The organism is Mesorhizobium sp. P2_D6 (genome assembly GCF_056404315.1).
In genome coordinates this window covers 95,171-111,555 of the sequence record NZ_JBFUEG010000007.1, presented here as the reverse complement: position 1 = coordinate 111,555, position 16,385 = coordinate 95,171, and the positions used below count along the sequence as shown (strand labels likewise).

Genomic DNA, 16,385 nt, shown 5'->3' with positions numbered 1-16,385 from the left:
GTGCGATGAGATTCAGCGCAGGCCGGCCTCGGTTGAACGTCGACACACCTAGGCGGGGCGGCGCAGGCCGTTGCGGGCCTGGTCGAGGCGGACCGGCTGGTCGGGGATGGTGACGGCGAAGGTAGTGCGGCCGCCGATCGATTCGACCAGCTCCACCGTGCCGCCATGGGCGCGGATCAGTTCATGGGCGATGGCCAGGCCAAGGCCGGTGCCGCCGCTGCGGGCCGAACCGCGAAACGCCGCGAACAGGTTTTCGCGCGCCTTGGGCGGCAGGCCGGGGCCGGTGTCAGTGACGATGATGCGGCTGACGCTGCCCATGCGCTCGGCCGACACGGCGAGCCGGCGCACCAGCGCGCTCTCCGAGTCGGCTGCCATCGCCTGCACCGCGTTGCGGCAGAGATTGGTGAGCACGCGAAACAGCTGGTCGGAATCGGCATCGACCTCGAAAGCGAGCTCGACGGCGTTGACGAATTCGATGCCGTCCTCGATGTCGAGCAGGCCGTGGACGTCGTCGACCAGCTGGCGCAGCCGCAAACGGCGGCGCGAGGGCGCCGGCTCCTGGGTGCGACCATAGGCCAGCACGCCTTCGGAATAGGACACGGCGCGGTCGAGCGCGCGCAACAGCTTTGGCGCGAAGGCCTGCACGGTCGGGTCCTTGACCAGGCGCAAGCGGTCCGACATCAGCTGCGCCGAGGCCAGGATGTTGCGCATGTCGTGGTTGATCTTGGAGACCGCGAGGCCGAGATCGGCAAGATGCTTCTGCTCCGACAGCATCTTTTGCAGCCGCTCCTGCATCTGCGACAATTCGCGTTCGGCAACGCCGATCTCGTCGGCCCGGGCGGCCGGATGGATGATGCGCCCGGGATCGTCGGGCGCCTCGGAAAAGGATAGCATCGAGCGCGTCATGGTGCGGATCGGGCCGATCATGATCAGGTCGATCGCGGCATAGACCAGCATGGCGGTGAACAGCGAGATCAGCAGCGAGACGAAGGCGACATTGCGCGAATAGCGCAGCATGGCGTTGCGCAAGGAATAGTCGGGCATGATCAGCTCGAATTCCTTGTCGCTTTCGCCGACCGGGCCAAAGACCCTCAGCATACGCTTGCCGCCGAAGAGCAGCGTGTCGAGCGCCCCGGTCATGCCCTTGATCATGCCGACATTGGCGATGTCGATATGCTCGTCGACCTGCGGCGGCATCTCGGCCACCACCAGCAGGCGCGAGACGCCGCCGTCGCGCACCGCGATCGCCTTGGCGCCGATCGCCATCAGCACGTCGTTCTGGGCGGCGCGGGAGAGCGAATTGGGCTCGCCCTGCACCAGCACGATCGACACGGCGGCGGCAGTGCTGAGCCTCTCCTTCAGCCAGGCCAGGCGGTAGCTGGCGATCCAGGGCAGGAAAATGAGGACTTCGGCCAGGAGCACGAAGACGATGGTGAGCAAAAGCAGCTTGGTCGACAGGCCGCGCGCCAATGGCACCGAACGGCTCGGAGCCGGGCGAGCAGACGCCGGGCTGGCGTCGGCTTTCGCCGGGCCGGTCCCTTCATCCGCTGAGGCAAGTTCGCTCATTAAGGCCTGTCTTCACAAACGCTTGATCGGTTGAGATTAGGCGATTGCGGCTTTTTTGCCAATTTCATCCTTCGTTGGACGATGGTACCAGCAATAAAACCGCATCGAACTGGTCGTTCGCGCCGCGACGAACTGTTGGTTCGCGCTGGGACGAACTCATAGTTCGCACTGCGACGAACTCATAGTTCGCGCTGGATTGACTCCCAAAACCCTTCTTTCTATAAGCCGCTCACGCTCGGGCCATTCGTCCCGGCGCGGTTTCGATCGCGCCAATACCGGCCCGGCAAAGCTCCTGTTACACAGTGACAGAATCAAGAAGGGCCGCACCCCGCGGTATTAAAACAAATGAAGCGTACCTACCAACCGTCCAAACTCGTCCGCAAGCGCCGGCACGGTTTTCGTGCTCGCATGGCCACCAAGGGTGGTCGCGGCGTCGTCGCAGCTCGCCGCAACCGCGGCCGCAAGCGGCTCAGCGCCTGAACGGAAGACGAGATCGTTGCCCGCAACCGGCAAGCCAGTGGGACCAAACCCCAAGCGGCTTCTGAAACGTGCGGAATTCCTGGCCGTCCGCCGCGGTGAAAAGCGGCGCGGGCGGCTTTTTCTCGTTGAAGTTCTCGACCGCAATGACGGTCTGTCGCCGCGCGTCGGCTTCACCGTCACCAAGAAAGTCGGCAATGCAGTCGTGCGCAACCGCATCAGGCGGCGACTGAAAGAAGCCGTGCGCACCCATGCCGCAAGTGACATGGCGCCCGGCAATGACTATGTCATCGTCGGGCGTGAAGACGTGCTTACCATTCCGTTCGGCCAGTTGAAGGCCGAGCTCTCCCGCCGTCTCAGCGGAACACGATAGGCCAAGGGCTTTCGATGGAAAACAACCGGAACTTCTACATCACCATCGTCTTGTCGGTGCTGATCCTTGGGCTGTGGCAATATTTCTACGTGCTGCCGCGCAGCGAGCGGCAAGCCGAAGCCACGCGCATCGAAGAGCAACGGGCGGCGGAGCAGAAGAAGGCGGCCGAGGCCGCAAATCCCGGCGGCACGACGGCGCCCGCTGCGCCCGGCGCCATTCCGAATGCGCCCGGCACCTACGTCACGACGCCGGAAGGCCGTGCGCAGGAAGTGGCCAAGACTGCCCGCGTCAAGATCGACACGCCGAGCCTGTCGGGCTCGATCAACCTGACCGGCGGCCGCCTCGACGACCTCAAGCTCAAGCACTACACCGAGACGGTCGACAAGACCTCGCCGCAGATCCAGCTGCTCAACCCGCAGGCGCTGCCCACCGGCTACTATGCCGAGATCGGCTTTGTCGGCAGCGACACGACCGGCGCGGTGCCGGGTCCGGAAACCGTCTGGAGCGTCGACGGCAATGCGACGCTGACGCCGGCGACACCGGTGACGCTGACCTTCACCAACGACAAGGGCCTGACCTTCAAGCGCACGATCTCGGTCGACGGCGACTACATGTTCACCGTTTCCGACGCGGTCCAGAATTCGGGCTCGGCTCCTGTCACGCTGTCGAATTACGGCCGCGTCATCCGCTTCGACAAGCCGGCGGTTGCCAGCTCCTATGTGCTGCATGAAGGCCTGATCGGCGTCACCGGCACGGAAGGCCTGCAGGAGCACAAATACGCCGACATCGAGAAGAACAAGCTCTACACGCCCAGCAAGTCGACCGATGGCTGGCTTGGCATCACCGACAAATACTGGGCGGTCACCCTGGTGCCGACCGAGAAGCAGCCGTTCCAGCCGCACTATGCCTATTACGACAATGGTCGCCCGCGCTACCAGTCGGACTTCCTCACCGACCCGATCACCATTGCCGCCGGCCAGTCGGCGACGGTGGAGACCGAGATTTTTGCCGGCGCCAAGGAAGTCAACAAGATCAACGCCTACGCCCAGGACCGCCAGATCAGGCTGTTCGACCGGCTGATCGATTGGGGATGGTTCATCTGGATCACCAAGCCGATGTTCTACCTGATCGACACGCTGTACAAATTCTTCGGCAATTTCGGCCTGGCCATCCTGGCCACGACGGTCGTCGTCAAAACCATCTTTTTCCCGCTCGCCAACAAATCCTACGCGTCGATGGCGAACATGAAGAAGGTGCAGCCCAAGATGCTCGAGATTCGCGAGAAATACGCGGACGACAAGATGAAGCAGCAACAGGCAATGATGGAGCTGTACAAGACCGAGAAGATCAATCCGCTCGCCGGCTGTTGGCCGGTGGCGCTGCAGATCCCGGTGTTCTTCTCGCTCTACAAGGTGCTCTACATCACCATCGAGATGCGGCACGCGCCGTTCTTCGGCTGGATCCAGGATCTGGCCGCGCCGGATCCGACCTCGATCTTCAACCTGTTCGGCCTGTTGCCTTTTGCGCCACCGGCATTCCTGCCGCATATGGGCGCCTGGGCGGTGGTCATGGGCATCACCATGTTCCTGCAGATGCGCATGAACCCGACGCCGCCGGACCCGACGCAGGCACAGATCTTCACCTGGATGCCGGTGATTTTCACCTTCATGATGGGCAGCTTCCCGGCCGGCCTCGTCATTTACTGGGCCTGGAACAACACGCTGTCGATCCTGCAGCAGGGCGTGATCATGAAGCGCCAGGGCGCCAAGATCGAGTTGTGGGATAATCTGGCGGCGCTATTTCGAAAGAAACCATCGCCGGCGGAATAGAAGGCACCCTTATGCCAATCAAGAAGCCCCGGCCAGTTCACTGTCCGGGGCTTTGTTCAATGGAGCATAGGGGAAGCTTCCTGCTGCCGCCTGGGGCCGCCAACGTCCAGGTCTATCAGGGTGCTGGTTTCGACCACTCGATGTCCGATCCGATCGTCATCTGCCGCGGCACGAACTGACCGTCGCAGCCCGGCAGGGCTCGCTCATCGGACGATTGGTGCTATAGGGCGGATCACGCTATTTTGAACGGCGCCGGCGCCCGGCTGCCACTCTTCGACGGACCTCGCCATGGACGGACCCAACCCAAACATCAAGCACCCGATCCCGATGCACACCCGGGTCGGCTTCCTGAAGCCGCTGGTCACGGCGCCGAATATCGAGATCGGCGACTTCACCTACTATGACGATCCGGACGGGCCGGACAAATTCGCCGAGCGATGCGTGCTGCATCACTACCCGTTCATCGGCGATAAGCTCATCATCGGCAAGTTCTGCGCCATCGCCGAAGGGGCGCGTTTCATCATGAACGGCGCCAACCATGCGATGTCCGGCTTCTCGACCTATCCGTTCAACATTTTCGGCCATGGCTGGGAGCACGGCTTCGATCCGAAAACGTGGTCTCAGGAAGTGCGCGGCGACACGGTGGTCGGCAATGATGTATGGATCGGCATGGATGCGGTGATCATGCCCGGCGTGTCGATCGGCCATGGCGCCATCGTGGCGGCGAAATCGGTGGTGACGCATGACGTGCCGGCCTATGCGATCGTCGCCGGCAATGCGGCAAAGGTGGTGAAGATGCGCTTCGACGACAGGACCGTGCGGCGACTGCTCTCGGTGGCGTGGTGGAATTGGCCGGTGGACAAGATCGGCCGCAACCTCAATGCCATCCGGGGCGCCGATATTTCCAGGCTGGAGGCAGCGGTTTGAACGCGTTGGGCAATACGGTTATCGGCGTCGAGCTGTTCACCAAAGGGTGGATATTCATCCGCGGCGTGCCGGCGATGAAATTCCTGCCGCCGGAAGGGCCGCCGGAAATCGCCTTCGCCGGCCGCTCCAATGTCGGCAAGTCGTCGCTGATCAATGCGCTGGTCGGCCATAACGGGCTGGCGCGCACCTCCAACACGCCGGGGCGCACACAGGAGCTCAACTATTTCGTGCCGGGCGGGTTTTCCGGCGAAGGCACCGACCTGCCGCCAATGGCGCTGGTCGACATGCCGGGCTACGGCTATGCCAGCGCGCCGAAGGAAAAGGTCGACGACTGGACCAAGCTGGTCTTCGACTATCTCAAGGGCCGGGTGACGCTGAAGCGGGTCTATGTGCTGATCGATGCCCGCCACGGCATCAAAGCCAAGGACGACGAGGTGCTGTCGCTGCTCGACAAGGCGGCGGTGTCCTACCAAATCGTGCTGACCAAGACCGACAAGATCAAGGACGCGGGCGTGCCGAGGCTGATCGAGGAGACGCTGCTGAAAATCAAGAAGCGGCCGGCGGCGTTTCCGTTCGTGCTCGCCACATCATCGGAAAAGGGCGAGGGTCTCGAGGAATTACGCGCGGCGATCGTGCTGGCCGCCAATGGCGGCTGAGCGAGCCCGCTAGGCCTTGGCCTTCGCCTCCAAGGCGATCAGCTGGTGGCTTTCTTCCTCGGCAAGCTTTTCGGTGCCGTAGGACTTCAGGAACATGCCGACGCCCGACCGCACGATGTGGTCGATCTCATCCTGGCTCGGCGCCTTGGTGCGGTAGGCGAAGATGCACTGGCGGAACAGGCCGGCCAGGCACAGTTCGGTGAACTGATAGGCTGCAAGATCGACATCGTCGATCTTGAGCAGGCCGCGGTCGACGGCGGCATTGAGGAACGCCGCCACCTTGTCGTGGCCACGTTTGGGGCCGCGTTCGTAAAAGCGGGCGCCCATGTCGGGTATCCTGTCGGAGGCGCCGATGACCGTGCGCTGCGCCTGGATAACCTTGGCCGAGGTGATCTTCATCGACAGCACCTTGCCGAACTTCACCAGTGTCTGGCGTAGATCGTCGGCGCGGTCGAGCATGTCGTACATGTTCTTGAAGATGGTGCCGCGCTCTTCCTCGATCAGGGCCTCGAACAGCTCTTCCTTGTTGGCGAAGTAGACATAGATCGTGCCCTTCGAGACGCCGGCCTCGCGGGTGATGTCGTTCATCGACGCCGCTTCGAAGCCCTTGTCGATGAAGACACGACGCGCGCCCTCGATGATCTGGCTGCGCTTGACCGGATCCTGGCCCGCCGCCGGGCGGCCGCGGCGCGCGCTGTCCAGCACATCGCACGAATCATTTTCGGCGTCGGCTAACGTGTCGGCCATAAAAGTCACACCTCGCAAAATAATTCGAACCGATTGGTTCGATTGCCCTTGATATGGGCCCACTTTAACGCTATGTCAACTTCCACATCGAACCGAACGGTTCAGTATAACACGATTTGCTCATATACGACAGTAGCGAGATATCATGTCCTCGAACACCCCAACCACGACCGCCGAAGTCCGGCCTTTCCCCACCGCCAAGGTCTCGCCGGTCATCGAAGCTCCGGAAGCGCCTCCCAAGCCTGCCGCCGAAGTTCTGGCCGAGACCCCCGAGAAGAAGAAGCGCTCGGCGCGCTCACTGATGTTGCCGATTATCGGGCTCGCGCTGCTGAGCGCCGGCGCCTGGTATGGCTATAACTACTGGACCGACGGCCGGTTCCTGATCTCGACCGACGACGCCTATGTCCAGGCCGACATGTCATTCGTTTCGCCGAAGATTTCCGGCTATGTCGACAAGGTCGAGGTCTCAGAGAACCAGCAAGTCAAGGCCGGCGACCCGCTGCTGACCATCGATGACGGCGACTACAAGATTGCCGTCGCCCAGGCAGAGGCCCAGATCGCCACCCTGACCAAGACGCTCGATCGCATCGATGCGCAGACCAAGGCGGCACAGGCGTCGCTGCAGCAGGCGCAGGCGCAGAAGGTCGCCGACCAGGCAGCCGCCGACAACGCCGCCCGTGCCCAGCAGCGCGCCGCGCAACTGGTCAAGACCCATGTCGGCACGCAGGCGCAGCTCGACGATGCCCAGACCGCGCTCGACCAGGCCAATGCAGCCCTTGTCGGCGCCGATGCGCAGATCGCCGCCGCACAGGCCAATATCGGCGTGTTCGAGGCGCAGCGCGCCGAATCCGCCAGCACGCTGGCCTCGCTGCAGCTGAGCCGCGACAAGGCAGCGCGTGATCTGTCCTTCACCGTGCTCAAGGCGCCGTATGACGGCGTCGTCGGCAATCGCTCGGTCGAGCAGGGCGACCTCGTCAGCCCTGGCCAGAAGCTCGCCGTCGTGGTGCCGATGGACAAGCTCTATATCGTCGCCAATTTCAAGGAGACGCAGCTGGCCAAGCTGGTGCCCGGCGAGAAGGTGCGGGTCTCGGTCGACGCCACCGACGGCCATGATTTCGAAGGCACGGTGTCGTCGCTGGCACCGGCTTCGGGCGCGGTGTTCTCGCTGCTGCCGCCGGAGAACGCCACCGGCAACTTCACCAAGGTGGTGCAGCGCGTCCCGGTTCGCATCGACGTGCCGGCCGACGTGTTGAAGGCAGGCAGGCTGCGCGCGGGCTTGAGCGTCGTCGTCGCCGTCGACAGCCGCACGGCTCCGGCCGCGGCCAACTGAGCGGGCGCAAGGGGATAACGCCATGGCAACCGCAACCACAACAGCAGGGGCGGCGCCGGCGCCTGCCATGCCGGCGGTTCCGACCACCATCTCGACGCGCCGCCTCATCGCCTTCCTGGCGATGGTGTTCGGCATGTTCATGGCGATCCTCGACATCCAGATCGTCTCCGCCTCGCTGGCCGAGATCCAGGCCGGCCTCAGCGCCAGTTCCGATGAAATCCCGTGGGTGCAGACCGCCTATCTGATCGCCGAAGTGGTGATGATCCCGCTGTCGGGCTTCCTCAGCCGGATGCTGTCGACGCGCGTGCTGTTTGCAGGTGCGGCGGCCGGCTTCACGGCGGCCAGCGCGCTGGCCGCGACCGCCACCAACATCGATCAGATGATTGTCTACCGCGCTATCCAGGGCTTTATCGGCGGCGGCATGATCCCGAGCGTCTTCGCTGCCGCCTTCACCATCTTCCCGCCGTCGCGCCGCGCCATGGTGTCACCAATGATCGGTCTGGTGGCGACCCTGGCGCCGACCATCGGCCCGACCGTCGGCGGCTATATCAGCCATGCCCTGTCGTGGCACTGGCTGTTCCTGATCAACGTCGTGCCGGGTATTCTGGTGACAGCCGCGACCTGGTCGCTGATCGACTTCGACAAGCCCAATCTCGGACTGTTCAGCAAGTTCGACTGGTGGGGCCTTGCCGGCATGGCGGCTTTCCTCGGCTGTATGGAATATGTGCTCGAGGAAGGCCCGAACCATGACTGGCTGCAGGAACAGGCCGTGTTCATCTGCGCCATCATCATGGTTGTCGGCGCGGGGCTGTTCTTCTGGCGCGCGTTTACCGCCGAGGAGCCTATCGTCGATCTCAGGGCCTTCACCAACGTCAACTTTGCGTTCGGTTCGCTGTTTTCCTTCGTCATCGGCATCGGCCTTTACGGCCTGACCTATCTCTATCCGGTCTTTCTCGGGCGCATCCGCGGTTACGATTCGATGATGATCGGCGAAGCGCTGTTCGTCAGTGGCTTGGCGATGTTCGTCACCGCACCCATCTCCGGCATCCTGTCGAGCAAGATCGATCTGCGGCTGATGATGATGATCGGCCTGTTCGGCTTCGCCGCCGGTACATGGTGGATGACGCATCTGACCGCCGACTGGGATTTCTGGGAACTGCTGATCCCGCAGATCCTGCGCGGCAGTTCGATGATGCTGTGCATGGTGCCGATCAACAACATTGCGCTCGGCACCTTGCCGCCCGACCGGCTTAAGAACGCGTCGGGCCTGTTCAACCTGACCCGCAACCTCGGCGGCGCCGTCGGCCTTGCCGTGATCAACACCGTGCTGATCGATCGCAGCGCCTTCCACTACGCAAGGCTGGCCGAGCATGTGGAATGGGGCAGTGCTGCGGCCCAGCAGAAGCTGCAGAACATGACGCTCGATTTCCAGCAGACGCCCGGCCTCGACGCCACCAAGGCGGCGATCTCCAAACTGTCTGGCATGGCCCACCAGCAGGCGTCGCTGCTGTCGTTCATGGACGTGTTCACCATGCTGACCGCCCTGTTCGCGATCATGGCTGTTTTCACCATGGTCATCTCCAAGCCGGCGCCGCCTGCGGGCGGTGGCGGCGGAGGCCATTGAGCGCGTCGGTTCCCCCGCCTGGCGCCCTCATGTGTGACCCCGGAAATCAACCCCCGATTTCCGGGGTCACGCTTAAGTACTACCGAGATTTCACGACCTTTATGCCGCGGCAGGCGGCCCGAACCATCTGGTCAGCGCGTCGGTCAGGCCCAGCGATGCCTCGTCGCCGACCCAGGCCACATAACCGTCGGGCCGGACCAGCACAGCGCCGGGAGCTTCGACCGCACCCAGCACCGGAAGCTCCCATGCGCCATCATATCGAGCGTCGACCGACCGAACCCGATCGCTCCACGGGCCGATGTCTAAGGCGCCCGGTTTTCCAAGGTTGAGCAGCAGCGGCCGGGCGTCGTGCAGCAGCGCAAAGACCCGCAGCGGCCCGTCGGCGGTGACGAGGTCAAGATCCGGTATACGACGTCCCAACAGCGGGTGCCCCTCGCCAAGATCGTAATGGATGTCCAGACCGGACATCATGCCCGCAAAACGCCTGCGCGGCTCTTCCATGGCGAGAAGATCGGATACCATGTCTCGCAGCGCCTTTATGCGTTCGTCTTCACGGCGGAGCACGACCGCCGCCATGGTGTTTTTCAACACACGCGCGGCAACCGGGTGGCGCTCGGCCTGATAGGTGTCGAGCAGGCTTTCCGGCGCCGTTTTCCTGACCACCTGGGCGAGCTTCCATCCCAGGTTGACCGCGTCCTGCACACCAAGCTGCATGCCCTGTCCGCCGTCCGGCGGATGCACGTGCGCTGCATCTCCGGCCAGCAGCACCCGTCCCTGGCGGTATGACGCGGCCTGCCGGGCCATATCGGTGAAACGGGAAAGCGACGCCGGATTGTGAACGCCATAGTCGGTTCCGAAGACAGCAATGAGCGCGTCGCTCAGATCGCGCAGCGTGGGCGGCGCGACAGCCCCGACCTCGCGTTCGGTCACCATTACCCGCACGGTCCCGTCGTCCAGCCTGCTGAGACCATGAATGCCCGTTGCATCACGGTGGATGCCCCAGTTCGGCTCCTCTGTTACCTCGACCTCGCCAATCAGGTTGCTGGTCGTCGGATCCGAACCCGGGAACTCGATGCCCGATGCCTTGCGCACGAGGCTTCTGCCGCCGTCGCAGCCGACGAGGTAATCGGCACGAAGCGAGCGGCCGTCGCCGAGGGCGACGTCGACGCCACTGTCATCCTGCACGAAAGCCGTCACCTCGCAGCGACGGTAGATCGTGACGCCAAGCTCCTCCACCCATTCGGTTAGGATGCGCTCGATATGCTTCTGCCACAAAGCGAGCCCGTAATCGTGGCGGGTGGGAAAGTCGCTGATGTCGAGGGAAACGCCGGCAAAGCCCGCGACCTGGGCAGTCCGCCCTTGCGCCAGAAACCGATCGGCAATGCCGCGCTGGTCGAAGATCTCGATGGTTCGTGCGTGCAGGCCGCCGGAGCGCAGCCCGTCGAGCTCCTGTCCAACGCGCCGCTCCACGATGGCGACATCGATGCCGGCCAAGGAAAGCTCGCCGGCCAGCATCAGTCCGGTCGGCCCGCCTCCGGCTATCACCACAGGATGGGAGATTTGCGACCGGTCGGCATTAGCATGACCGGTCGATTTGCGCTCGCCTTGGCGAGCCCGTTCTTCAGTTCGTTGCATAGGTTCTGGCCCTCTCATTAAGGGCTGCGGAATCTACGCATAAAAAGCCGTCTGCCAATTCTTGATTTTAAGAGTTTTGGCCCCATTTTCACAGGTAGGAGGCGGTCGCTACGCCACCTCCCAAATTCCCGACATCACCAAGAGACGCTGGACGGTCAGGCCGTGGCCGGCTTGAAGCTGAGCGCAACGCCGTTGATGCAGTGGCGCAGGCCGGTCGGCGGCGGACCGTCATCGAAGACATGGCCGAGATGGCCGCCGCAGCGGCGGCAGTGGACCTCGGTGCGGGTCATGCCGAGCGAACGGTCCTCGGTCTTGCCGATGCCATTGGGGATTTCCTGCCAGAAGCTCGGCCAGCCGGTGCCGGAATCGAACTTGGTCTCCGAGGGATAGACCGGCAGGTCGCAGCCGGCGCAGGCGAAAATGCCCTTGCGGTGCTCGTTGAGCAGCGGGCTGGTGCCGGGATATTCGGTGCCTTCCTTGCGCAGCACGTTGAAGGCGTCGTCTGACAGGATGGCGTGCCACTCGGCGTCGGTCTTGGTGACCTCGAAAGTTTCGGCTGCCCTGGCGGTCTGGGTTCCGCCCATGCGCAATGTTGCCGCCGCGCTGGCCACGGCAGCGATGGCGGCGCCGCTCAAAAGCAAATCTCGACGGTTCATGACAGAAATCCTCCTGCAAGTTGTTTTGCCAAATTTGGCCGCCACCGGAAAATCAAAAGCCGGTGACGGTGACCTCTGCAAACGAACGCTCCACACCGGCTCCGCGCTTGCTGCGGACGGGATGGAGCGCTCGGTCGTTTGCGCGGCCCACGGGGACACGAGCCGCGCAATCTGCAGGGAGCCTTGACCAACTGTTCGTCGGCGGCAGGCGCTTTGTTACATCTTCGGCAGCAGGACCTTGTCGATGACGTGGATGACGCCGTTGGACTGCTCGACATCGGCGATCGTCACATTGGCGACATTGCCGTTCTCGTCGGTGACGGTGACCTTGCCGTCATCGGCCTTGAGCGACAGCTCGCAGCCGCCGACCGTCTTGACCTTGTGGGTGCCGCCGTCGGCCTTGGCCATGGCGGCGACATCCGCGCCCATCGCCTTGGCGCCGATAACATGGCAGGTCAGGATCTTGGTGAGCTTGTCCTTGTTTTCGGGCTTGAGCAGCGTCTCGACCGTGCCGGCCGGCAGGGCGGCAAAGGCGTCATTGGTCGGCGCGAAGACGGTGAACGGGCCGGCGCCCTGCAACGTCTCGACCAGGCCGGCAGCCTTGACGGCCGCAACCAGCGTCGTGTGGTCCTTCGAATTGACGGCGTTCTCGACGATGTTCTTGTTGGCGAACATGGCGGCGCCGCCAACCATCGGGTTCTCGGCATAGGCAGCGGTGGCGAGGGCGGAGACGGCAATGGTACCGGCGAGCAAAAGGGTGGCGATTCTACGCATAGTGTTCGGACTCCTCGGGTTATTGTTCCTCTTTCGGGAACATGAGAAGATACGGAGAAGAACCGCTTGAGTTTCCACGCGCCGGAAAAATTATTCTTTATTTTGTCGGCGAATTACATTTCGGGTGACCGAATCATTAATTTTCGATGCCGACGACCAAAACGAGAACAGCGGAAGATATACTTCCGCTGTTCTTCATGACCACGTCATGACCTTGAGGTCTATCAGATGCCCTTCAGATCGCCCGCGGCAACGACCGGTCCGGTCGGTTGTCCGGTCGGCGAACCACCCGTCGGTTCGACGCTGACGGCGAGCACGGCGCCTTGCGCCAGCTTCTGCTGCACGGCCGGTGTAACCGGGATGTGCGTGGTCTGGCCGGCAGGAATGATGCCCATCGAGACCGGCGCATTCTTGCCTTCGATCATCCACAGTTCGAAGTCCTTGCCGGCGGCGCGTTCGCCCGACACCAGCGACAGGCCGACATCCTTGCGTCCGGCGTCGTAGACGACGAGGTATTTGACATCGCTGCCATCGGCGGCCAGCGAGGCGACAAGGCGCTCCTGCGGCACGACGACCGGCGGAGCCCTGAAGAGCGGCACGGCAGCGTAGAGCACCAGGGCTGCGAGAGCCGCTGCGGTGAGGCCGCGCCAGAAGGCGAGGCTCGCCCACAGACTGCCGCTCGGCGCGGCTGTGGTGGACGCTGCGGTGGAGGAAAACAGCCGGCGATCGATGGCCGGCTTGACGGTGGCCGGCGGCTCTACTTCCGCATAGGCGGCGGCCATCGGCGAAAAGTGAACCTCCCAGGAATCGACGAGACGAGCGAAGCCGGTCTCCGCGTCGATACGTCCGGAGGCTATCTGGCGTTCATCCGCCGGCAGCACACCGAGAACGTATTCGGCTGCGAGCAGGTCGTCGCCTCCACGTTCCGGTCCATTTTCTTCTGCCAGGGTCATCTTTCCAGACATTCTCTAAGTTTCAACAGGCTGCGGCGCAGCCATGTTCGCATCGTGTTCAGAGGAACCTTGTGACGTTCCGCCAGGTCGGCGTAACTTTCGCCGTTCAAATAAGCACCCCGGACGGCTTGCGCCCGGTCTTGTTCCAGCTCTTCGAGGCACTGGTAGATGCGCTCGGATTCGCCGCCCGCAACAACCATGGCCTCGGGCCCCGGACCCGGGTCAGCCACGTCGAGCGCGGCATCGATATCGGCAGCAGGCTTGCGCCGCGATCTGATGCGATCAATCGCATGATTGCGCGCTATGGCTACCAGCCAGGAGATTGGGCTGAGATCAGAAACGGCGAAACGATCGGCCTTGGTCCAGACTTTGACGAAGACTTCCTGCAGCGCTTCTTCCGCATCTCCCCGGTCCTTCAATACACGAAGGCACACGCCGAAAAGTTTCGCGCTGGTCTGCCGGTAGAGCAGGTCAAACGCAGCCCGATCCTTCATCGAAGTCCGGACAATCAGGGTGGAGATGTCCTGCGGCGTCATGCCGACAAGCTAGGCGATTGCGATTTACTTGCAAAGGCGGAATTGGTGTTCTCCACGCAAACGTCGTCCCAGCTAAATGGCGAGTAATTGTCGGTCGATTGCCAAGGAAATCCGCTGTCGTTAGCCTCTCATCAAAAAGGGAAAGCGATGTCGGCCGAACGGACGCTGTGGGAAAACGATGCAACCGGCCTGGCAGAGCTGGTACATAGCGGCGAAATCTCGCCGCAAGACCTTGTCGATGCGGCCATCGCGCGCGCCGAGGCCACCCGCCCCGACATCAACGCCATTACCGAGCCGCTCTACGATGCGGCGCGGACACGGGGCGAAATCCGTCGACCGCACGCTGCCTTTGGCTGGCGTGCCCTTTGCGCTGAAGGACCTCGGCATCGCCATCAAGGGCGTGCCGACGCATACCGGCAGCCGCATTCCGGCTTTCACCGCCGACTTCAATTCGGTGATGACCGAGCGCTATCTCGCTGCCGGGCTCATTCCGGTCGCAACCAGCACCTCGCCCGAACAAGGGCTGAGGCTGATGACCGAATCGGCCGCCTTCGGCATCACCCGCAATCCGTGGAACACGGACCACACCAGCGGCGGCTCGTCCGGGGGTGCGGCAGCACTTGCAGCCGCGGGTGTGGTGCCGGCTGCGCATGCCTCGGATGGCGGCGGCTCGATCCGGGTACCCTCGGCCTGCACCGGCTGGCTGACGCGGCGGGCGCCGCTGAAGGGTGCCGGGTTAGATCGCGCCGTCTCTGCGATTTCATCATTGTGACAGCAAAGCCGTTTGCGGCCTGCGCCAATTCCCGCTAAGACGCCGCCGTCCTTACCCACATCCAGGGAACCACGCCGATGACGGAGATCACCGCCACCGCCGAAATGCAGGCCGCCCTGCTTTCGCGGGCACTGCCTTATATGCAGCGCTACGAGCACAAGACCGTGGTGGTGAAATATGGCGGCCATGCCATGGGCGATATCGAACTCGGCAAGGCCTTTGCCCGCGACATCGCGCTGTTGAAGCAGTCCGGCGTCAACCCGATCGTCGTCCATGGCGGCGGCCCGCAGATCGGCGCCATGCTGGCCAAGATGGGCATCGAATCGAAGTTCGAAGGCGGCCTGCGCGTTACCGACCAGAAGACCGTCGAGATCGTCGAGATGGTGCTGGCTGGTTCGATCAACAAGGAGATCGTGGCGCTGATCAATGCCGAAGGCGAATGGGCGATCGGCCTGTGTGGCAAGGACGGCAATATGGTGTTCGCCGAAAAGGCTCGCAAGACCATGATCGACCCGGACTCCAACATCGAGCGCGTGCTCGATCTCGGTTTCGTCGGCGAACCGGTCGAGGTCGACCGCACGCTGCTTGACCTCTTGGCGCGCTCCGAAATGATTCCGGTGCTGGCGCCGGTGGCGCCCGGCCGCGACGGCCACACCTACAACATCAATGCCGATACTTTTGCCGGCGCCATTGCCGGTGCCTGCCAGGCGACGCGCCTCTTGTTCCTGACCGACGTGCCCGGCGTGCTCGACAAGAACAAGAAGCTGATCGATGAGCTGACGGTGGCCGAGGCCAAGGCGCTGATCAAGGACGGCACCGTGTCGGGCGGCATGATCCCCAAGGTCGAGACCTGCATCGAGGCGATCGAGCGCGGCGTCGAAGGCGTCGTCATCCTCAACGGCAAGACGCCGCATTCGGTGCTGCTCGAACTGTTCACCGAACACGGCGCCGGCACGCTGATCGTGCCCTGAGCTGCAGCTGGCCGCAGCCCGTCGATCAGGCTGCCAGTTCTGTCAAGCGGGTTGAGGCATGCGCGCGATGACCTTTATCTCGAAGTCGAAGCCGGCTAACCAGTTGACGCCGACCGCGGTCCAGTTGGTGTAGGGCGGCTCACCGAACGCCTTCAGCCGAACGGCATCGATCGCGGCCCACTGCGCGGCCGGATCGGTGTGGAAGGTGGTGACATCGACAATGTCGTCGAACGTGCAGCCGGCGGCCTTCAGGACGGCTGCGAGATTGTCGAAGGCAAGCTGGACCTGCTTTTCGAAGACCGGTTCCGGCGAGCCGTCCTCGCGGCTGCCGACCTGACCCGAGACGAACAGGAAGTCGCCTGAGCGGATTGCCGCCGAATAGCGGTTGATCTCGTACAGAGCCTGCCGGCCGGCAGGGAAGATAGCGTCACGTTTGGTCATTTTCACTCCATCTGGACAAGGCAAGGCTCGCGACGAGGCCTGCGCTCCGGGGTCGTTTACATACGCCCCGTATGTCTGAGATGGGTGCATACGTAGCGTATGTCAATACGCATACGCC

The 16,385-nt window shown here is 63.2% G+C and carries 17 protein-coding genes; 9 read left to right on the top strand and 8 right to left on the bottom strand.

What is annotated here, in order from left to right; all coding sequences use genetic code 11:
• Positions 1 to 48: 48 nt before the first annotated feature.
• Positions 49 to 1,566 (bottom strand): ATP-binding protein, encoded by a 1,518-nt coding sequence (locus AC1D1L_RS16795; RefSeq protein WP_477342654.1) that lies wholly within the window; start codon positions 1,564 to 1,566, stop codon positions 49 to 51.
• A 345-nt stretch (positions 1,567 to 1,911) separates the two neighbouring features.
• Between AC1D1L_RS16795 and rpmH the strand changes: the two genes are divergently transcribed.
• The 5 genes from rpmH to yihA all read left to right on the top strand — a co-directional run bounded on the left by rpmH (position 1,912) and on the right by yihA (position 5,828).
• A complete protein-coding gene (rpmH, locus tag AC1D1L_RS16790) occupies positions 1,912 to 2,046 on the top strand; it encodes a 50S ribosomal protein L34 (protein WP_008833937.1) in 135 nt (44 codons plus the stop codon).
• 16 nt (positions 2,047 to 2,062) lie between these two features.
• Positions 2,063 to 2,416 (top strand): ribonuclease P protein component, encoded by a 354-nt coding sequence (rnpA, locus tag AC1D1L_RS16785; RefSeq protein WP_112559842.1) that lies wholly within the window; start codon positions 2,063 to 2,065, stop codon positions 2,414 to 2,416.
• 14 nt (positions 2,417 to 2,430) lie between these two features.
• Complete coding sequence (gene yidC / locus AC1D1L_RS16780; protein WP_352582845.1) at positions 2,431 to 4,245, top strand: membrane protein insertase YidC; 1,815 nt, start codon at positions 2,431 to 2,433, stop codon at positions 4,243 to 4,245.
• A gap of 288 nt (positions 4,246 to 4,533) precedes the next feature.
• Positions 4,534 to 5,172 (top strand): CatB-related O-acetyltransferase, encoded by a 639-nt coding sequence (locus tag AC1D1L_RS16775; protein WP_477342653.1) that lies wholly within the window; start codon positions 4,534 to 4,536, stop codon positions 5,170 to 5,172.
• Positions 5,169 to 5,828: a ribosome biogenesis GTP-binding protein YihA/YsxC gene (gene yihA / locus AC1D1L_RS16770; RefSeq protein WP_477342652.1), complete on the top strand. Its 660-nt coding sequence runs from the start codon at positions 5,169 to 5,171 to the stop codon at positions 5,826 to 5,828. The genes AC1D1L_RS16775 and yihA overlap by 4 nt, the downstream gene beginning before the upstream one ends.
• 9 nt (positions 5,829 to 5,837) lie before the next feature.
• Here the strand turns inward: yihA and AC1D1L_RS16765 are convergent, their stop codons facing one another.
• Complete coding sequence (locus AC1D1L_RS16765; RefSeq protein ID WP_477342651.1) at positions 5,838 to 6,575, bottom strand: TetR/AcrR family transcriptional regulator; 738 nt, start codon at positions 6,573 to 6,575, stop codon at positions 5,838 to 5,840.
• A 145-nt stretch (positions 6,576 to 6,720) separates the two neighbouring features.
• Here AC1D1L_RS16765 and AC1D1L_RS16760 point away from each other — a divergent pair, with 145 nt between their 5' ends.
• Positions 6,721 to 7,905, top strand: a complete 1,185-nt coding sequence (locus AC1D1L_RS16760) for an HlyD family secretion protein (RefSeq protein WP_477342650.1) — start codon at positions 6,721 to 6,723, stop codon at positions 7,903 to 7,905.
• Positions 7,906 to 7,927: 22 nt separating this feature from the next.
• Positions 7,928 to 9,529: a DHA2 family efflux MFS transporter permease subunit gene (locus tag AC1D1L_RS16755; protein ID WP_477342649.1), complete on the top strand. Its 1,602-nt coding sequence runs from the start codon at positions 7,928 to 7,930 to the stop codon at positions 9,527 to 9,529.
• A gap of 99 nt (positions 9,530 to 9,628) precedes the next feature.
• Here the strand turns inward: AC1D1L_RS16755 and AC1D1L_RS16750 are convergent, their stop codons facing one another.
• The 5 genes from AC1D1L_RS16750 to AC1D1L_RS16730 all read right to left on the bottom strand — a co-directional run bounded on the left by AC1D1L_RS16750 (position 9,629) and on the right by AC1D1L_RS16730 (position 14,083).
• Positions 9,629 to 11,164 (bottom strand): FAD-dependent monooxygenase, encoded by a 1,536-nt coding sequence (locus AC1D1L_RS16750; RefSeq protein ID WP_477342648.1) that lies wholly within the window; start codon positions 11,162 to 11,164, stop codon positions 9,629 to 9,631.
• Between the two features lie 155 nt (positions 11,165 to 11,319).
• A complete protein-coding gene (gene msrB / locus AC1D1L_RS16745) occupies positions 11,320 to 11,820 on the bottom strand; it encodes a peptide-methionine (R)-S-oxide reductase MsrB (RefSeq protein WP_477342647.1) in 501 nt (166 codons plus the stop codon).
• 216 nt (positions 11,821 to 12,036) lie between these two features.
• The gene (locus tag AC1D1L_RS16740) at positions 12,037 to 12,594 is read right to left on the bottom strand and encodes a fasciclin domain-containing protein (protein WP_477342646.1); all 558 of its coding nucleotides are present in this window, start codon (positions 12,592 to 12,594) and stop codon (positions 12,037 to 12,039) included.
• Between the two features lie 224 nt (positions 12,595 to 12,818).
• The gene (locus AC1D1L_RS16735; RefSeq protein ID WP_477342645.1) at positions 12,819 to 13,547 is read right to left on the bottom strand and encodes an anti-sigma factor; all 729 of its coding nucleotides are present in this window, start codon (positions 13,545 to 13,547) and stop codon (positions 12,819 to 12,821) included.
• The gene (locus tag AC1D1L_RS16730; RefSeq protein ID WP_112559010.1) at positions 13,544 to 14,083 is read right to left on the bottom strand and encodes a sigma-70 family RNA polymerase sigma factor; all 540 of its coding nucleotides are present in this window, start codon (positions 14,081 to 14,083) and stop codon (positions 13,544 to 13,546) included. Before AC1D1L_RS16730 ends, AC1D1L_RS16735 begins: the two co-directional genes overlap by 4 nt.
• A 304-nt stretch (positions 14,084 to 14,387) precedes the next feature.
• On the opposite strand from AC1D1L_RS16730, the gene AC1D1L_RS16725 reads away from it, so the two are divergent.
• Together AC1D1L_RS16725 and argB are read left to right on the top strand one after the other, a co-directional pair.
• Entirely contained in the window at positions 14,388 to 14,855 is a 468-nt protein-coding gene (locus AC1D1L_RS16725; RefSeq protein ID WP_477342644.1) for an amidase family protein, read from the top strand.
• 77 nt (positions 14,856 to 14,932) lie between these two features.
• Positions 14,933 to 15,826, top strand: a complete 894-nt coding sequence (argB, locus tag AC1D1L_RS16720; RefSeq protein ID WP_112559011.1) for an acetylglutamate kinase — start codon at positions 14,933 to 14,935, stop codon at positions 15,824 to 15,826.
• A gap of 42 nt (positions 15,827 to 15,868) precedes the next feature.
• Here argB and AC1D1L_RS16715 read toward each other — a convergent pair whose 3' ends face one another.
• Positions 15,869 to 16,267: a RidA family protein gene (locus AC1D1L_RS16715; protein WP_477342643.1), complete on the bottom strand. Its 399-nt coding sequence runs from the start codon at positions 16,265 to 16,267 to the stop codon at positions 15,869 to 15,871.
• Positions 16,268 to 16,385: the final 118 nt, after the last annotated feature.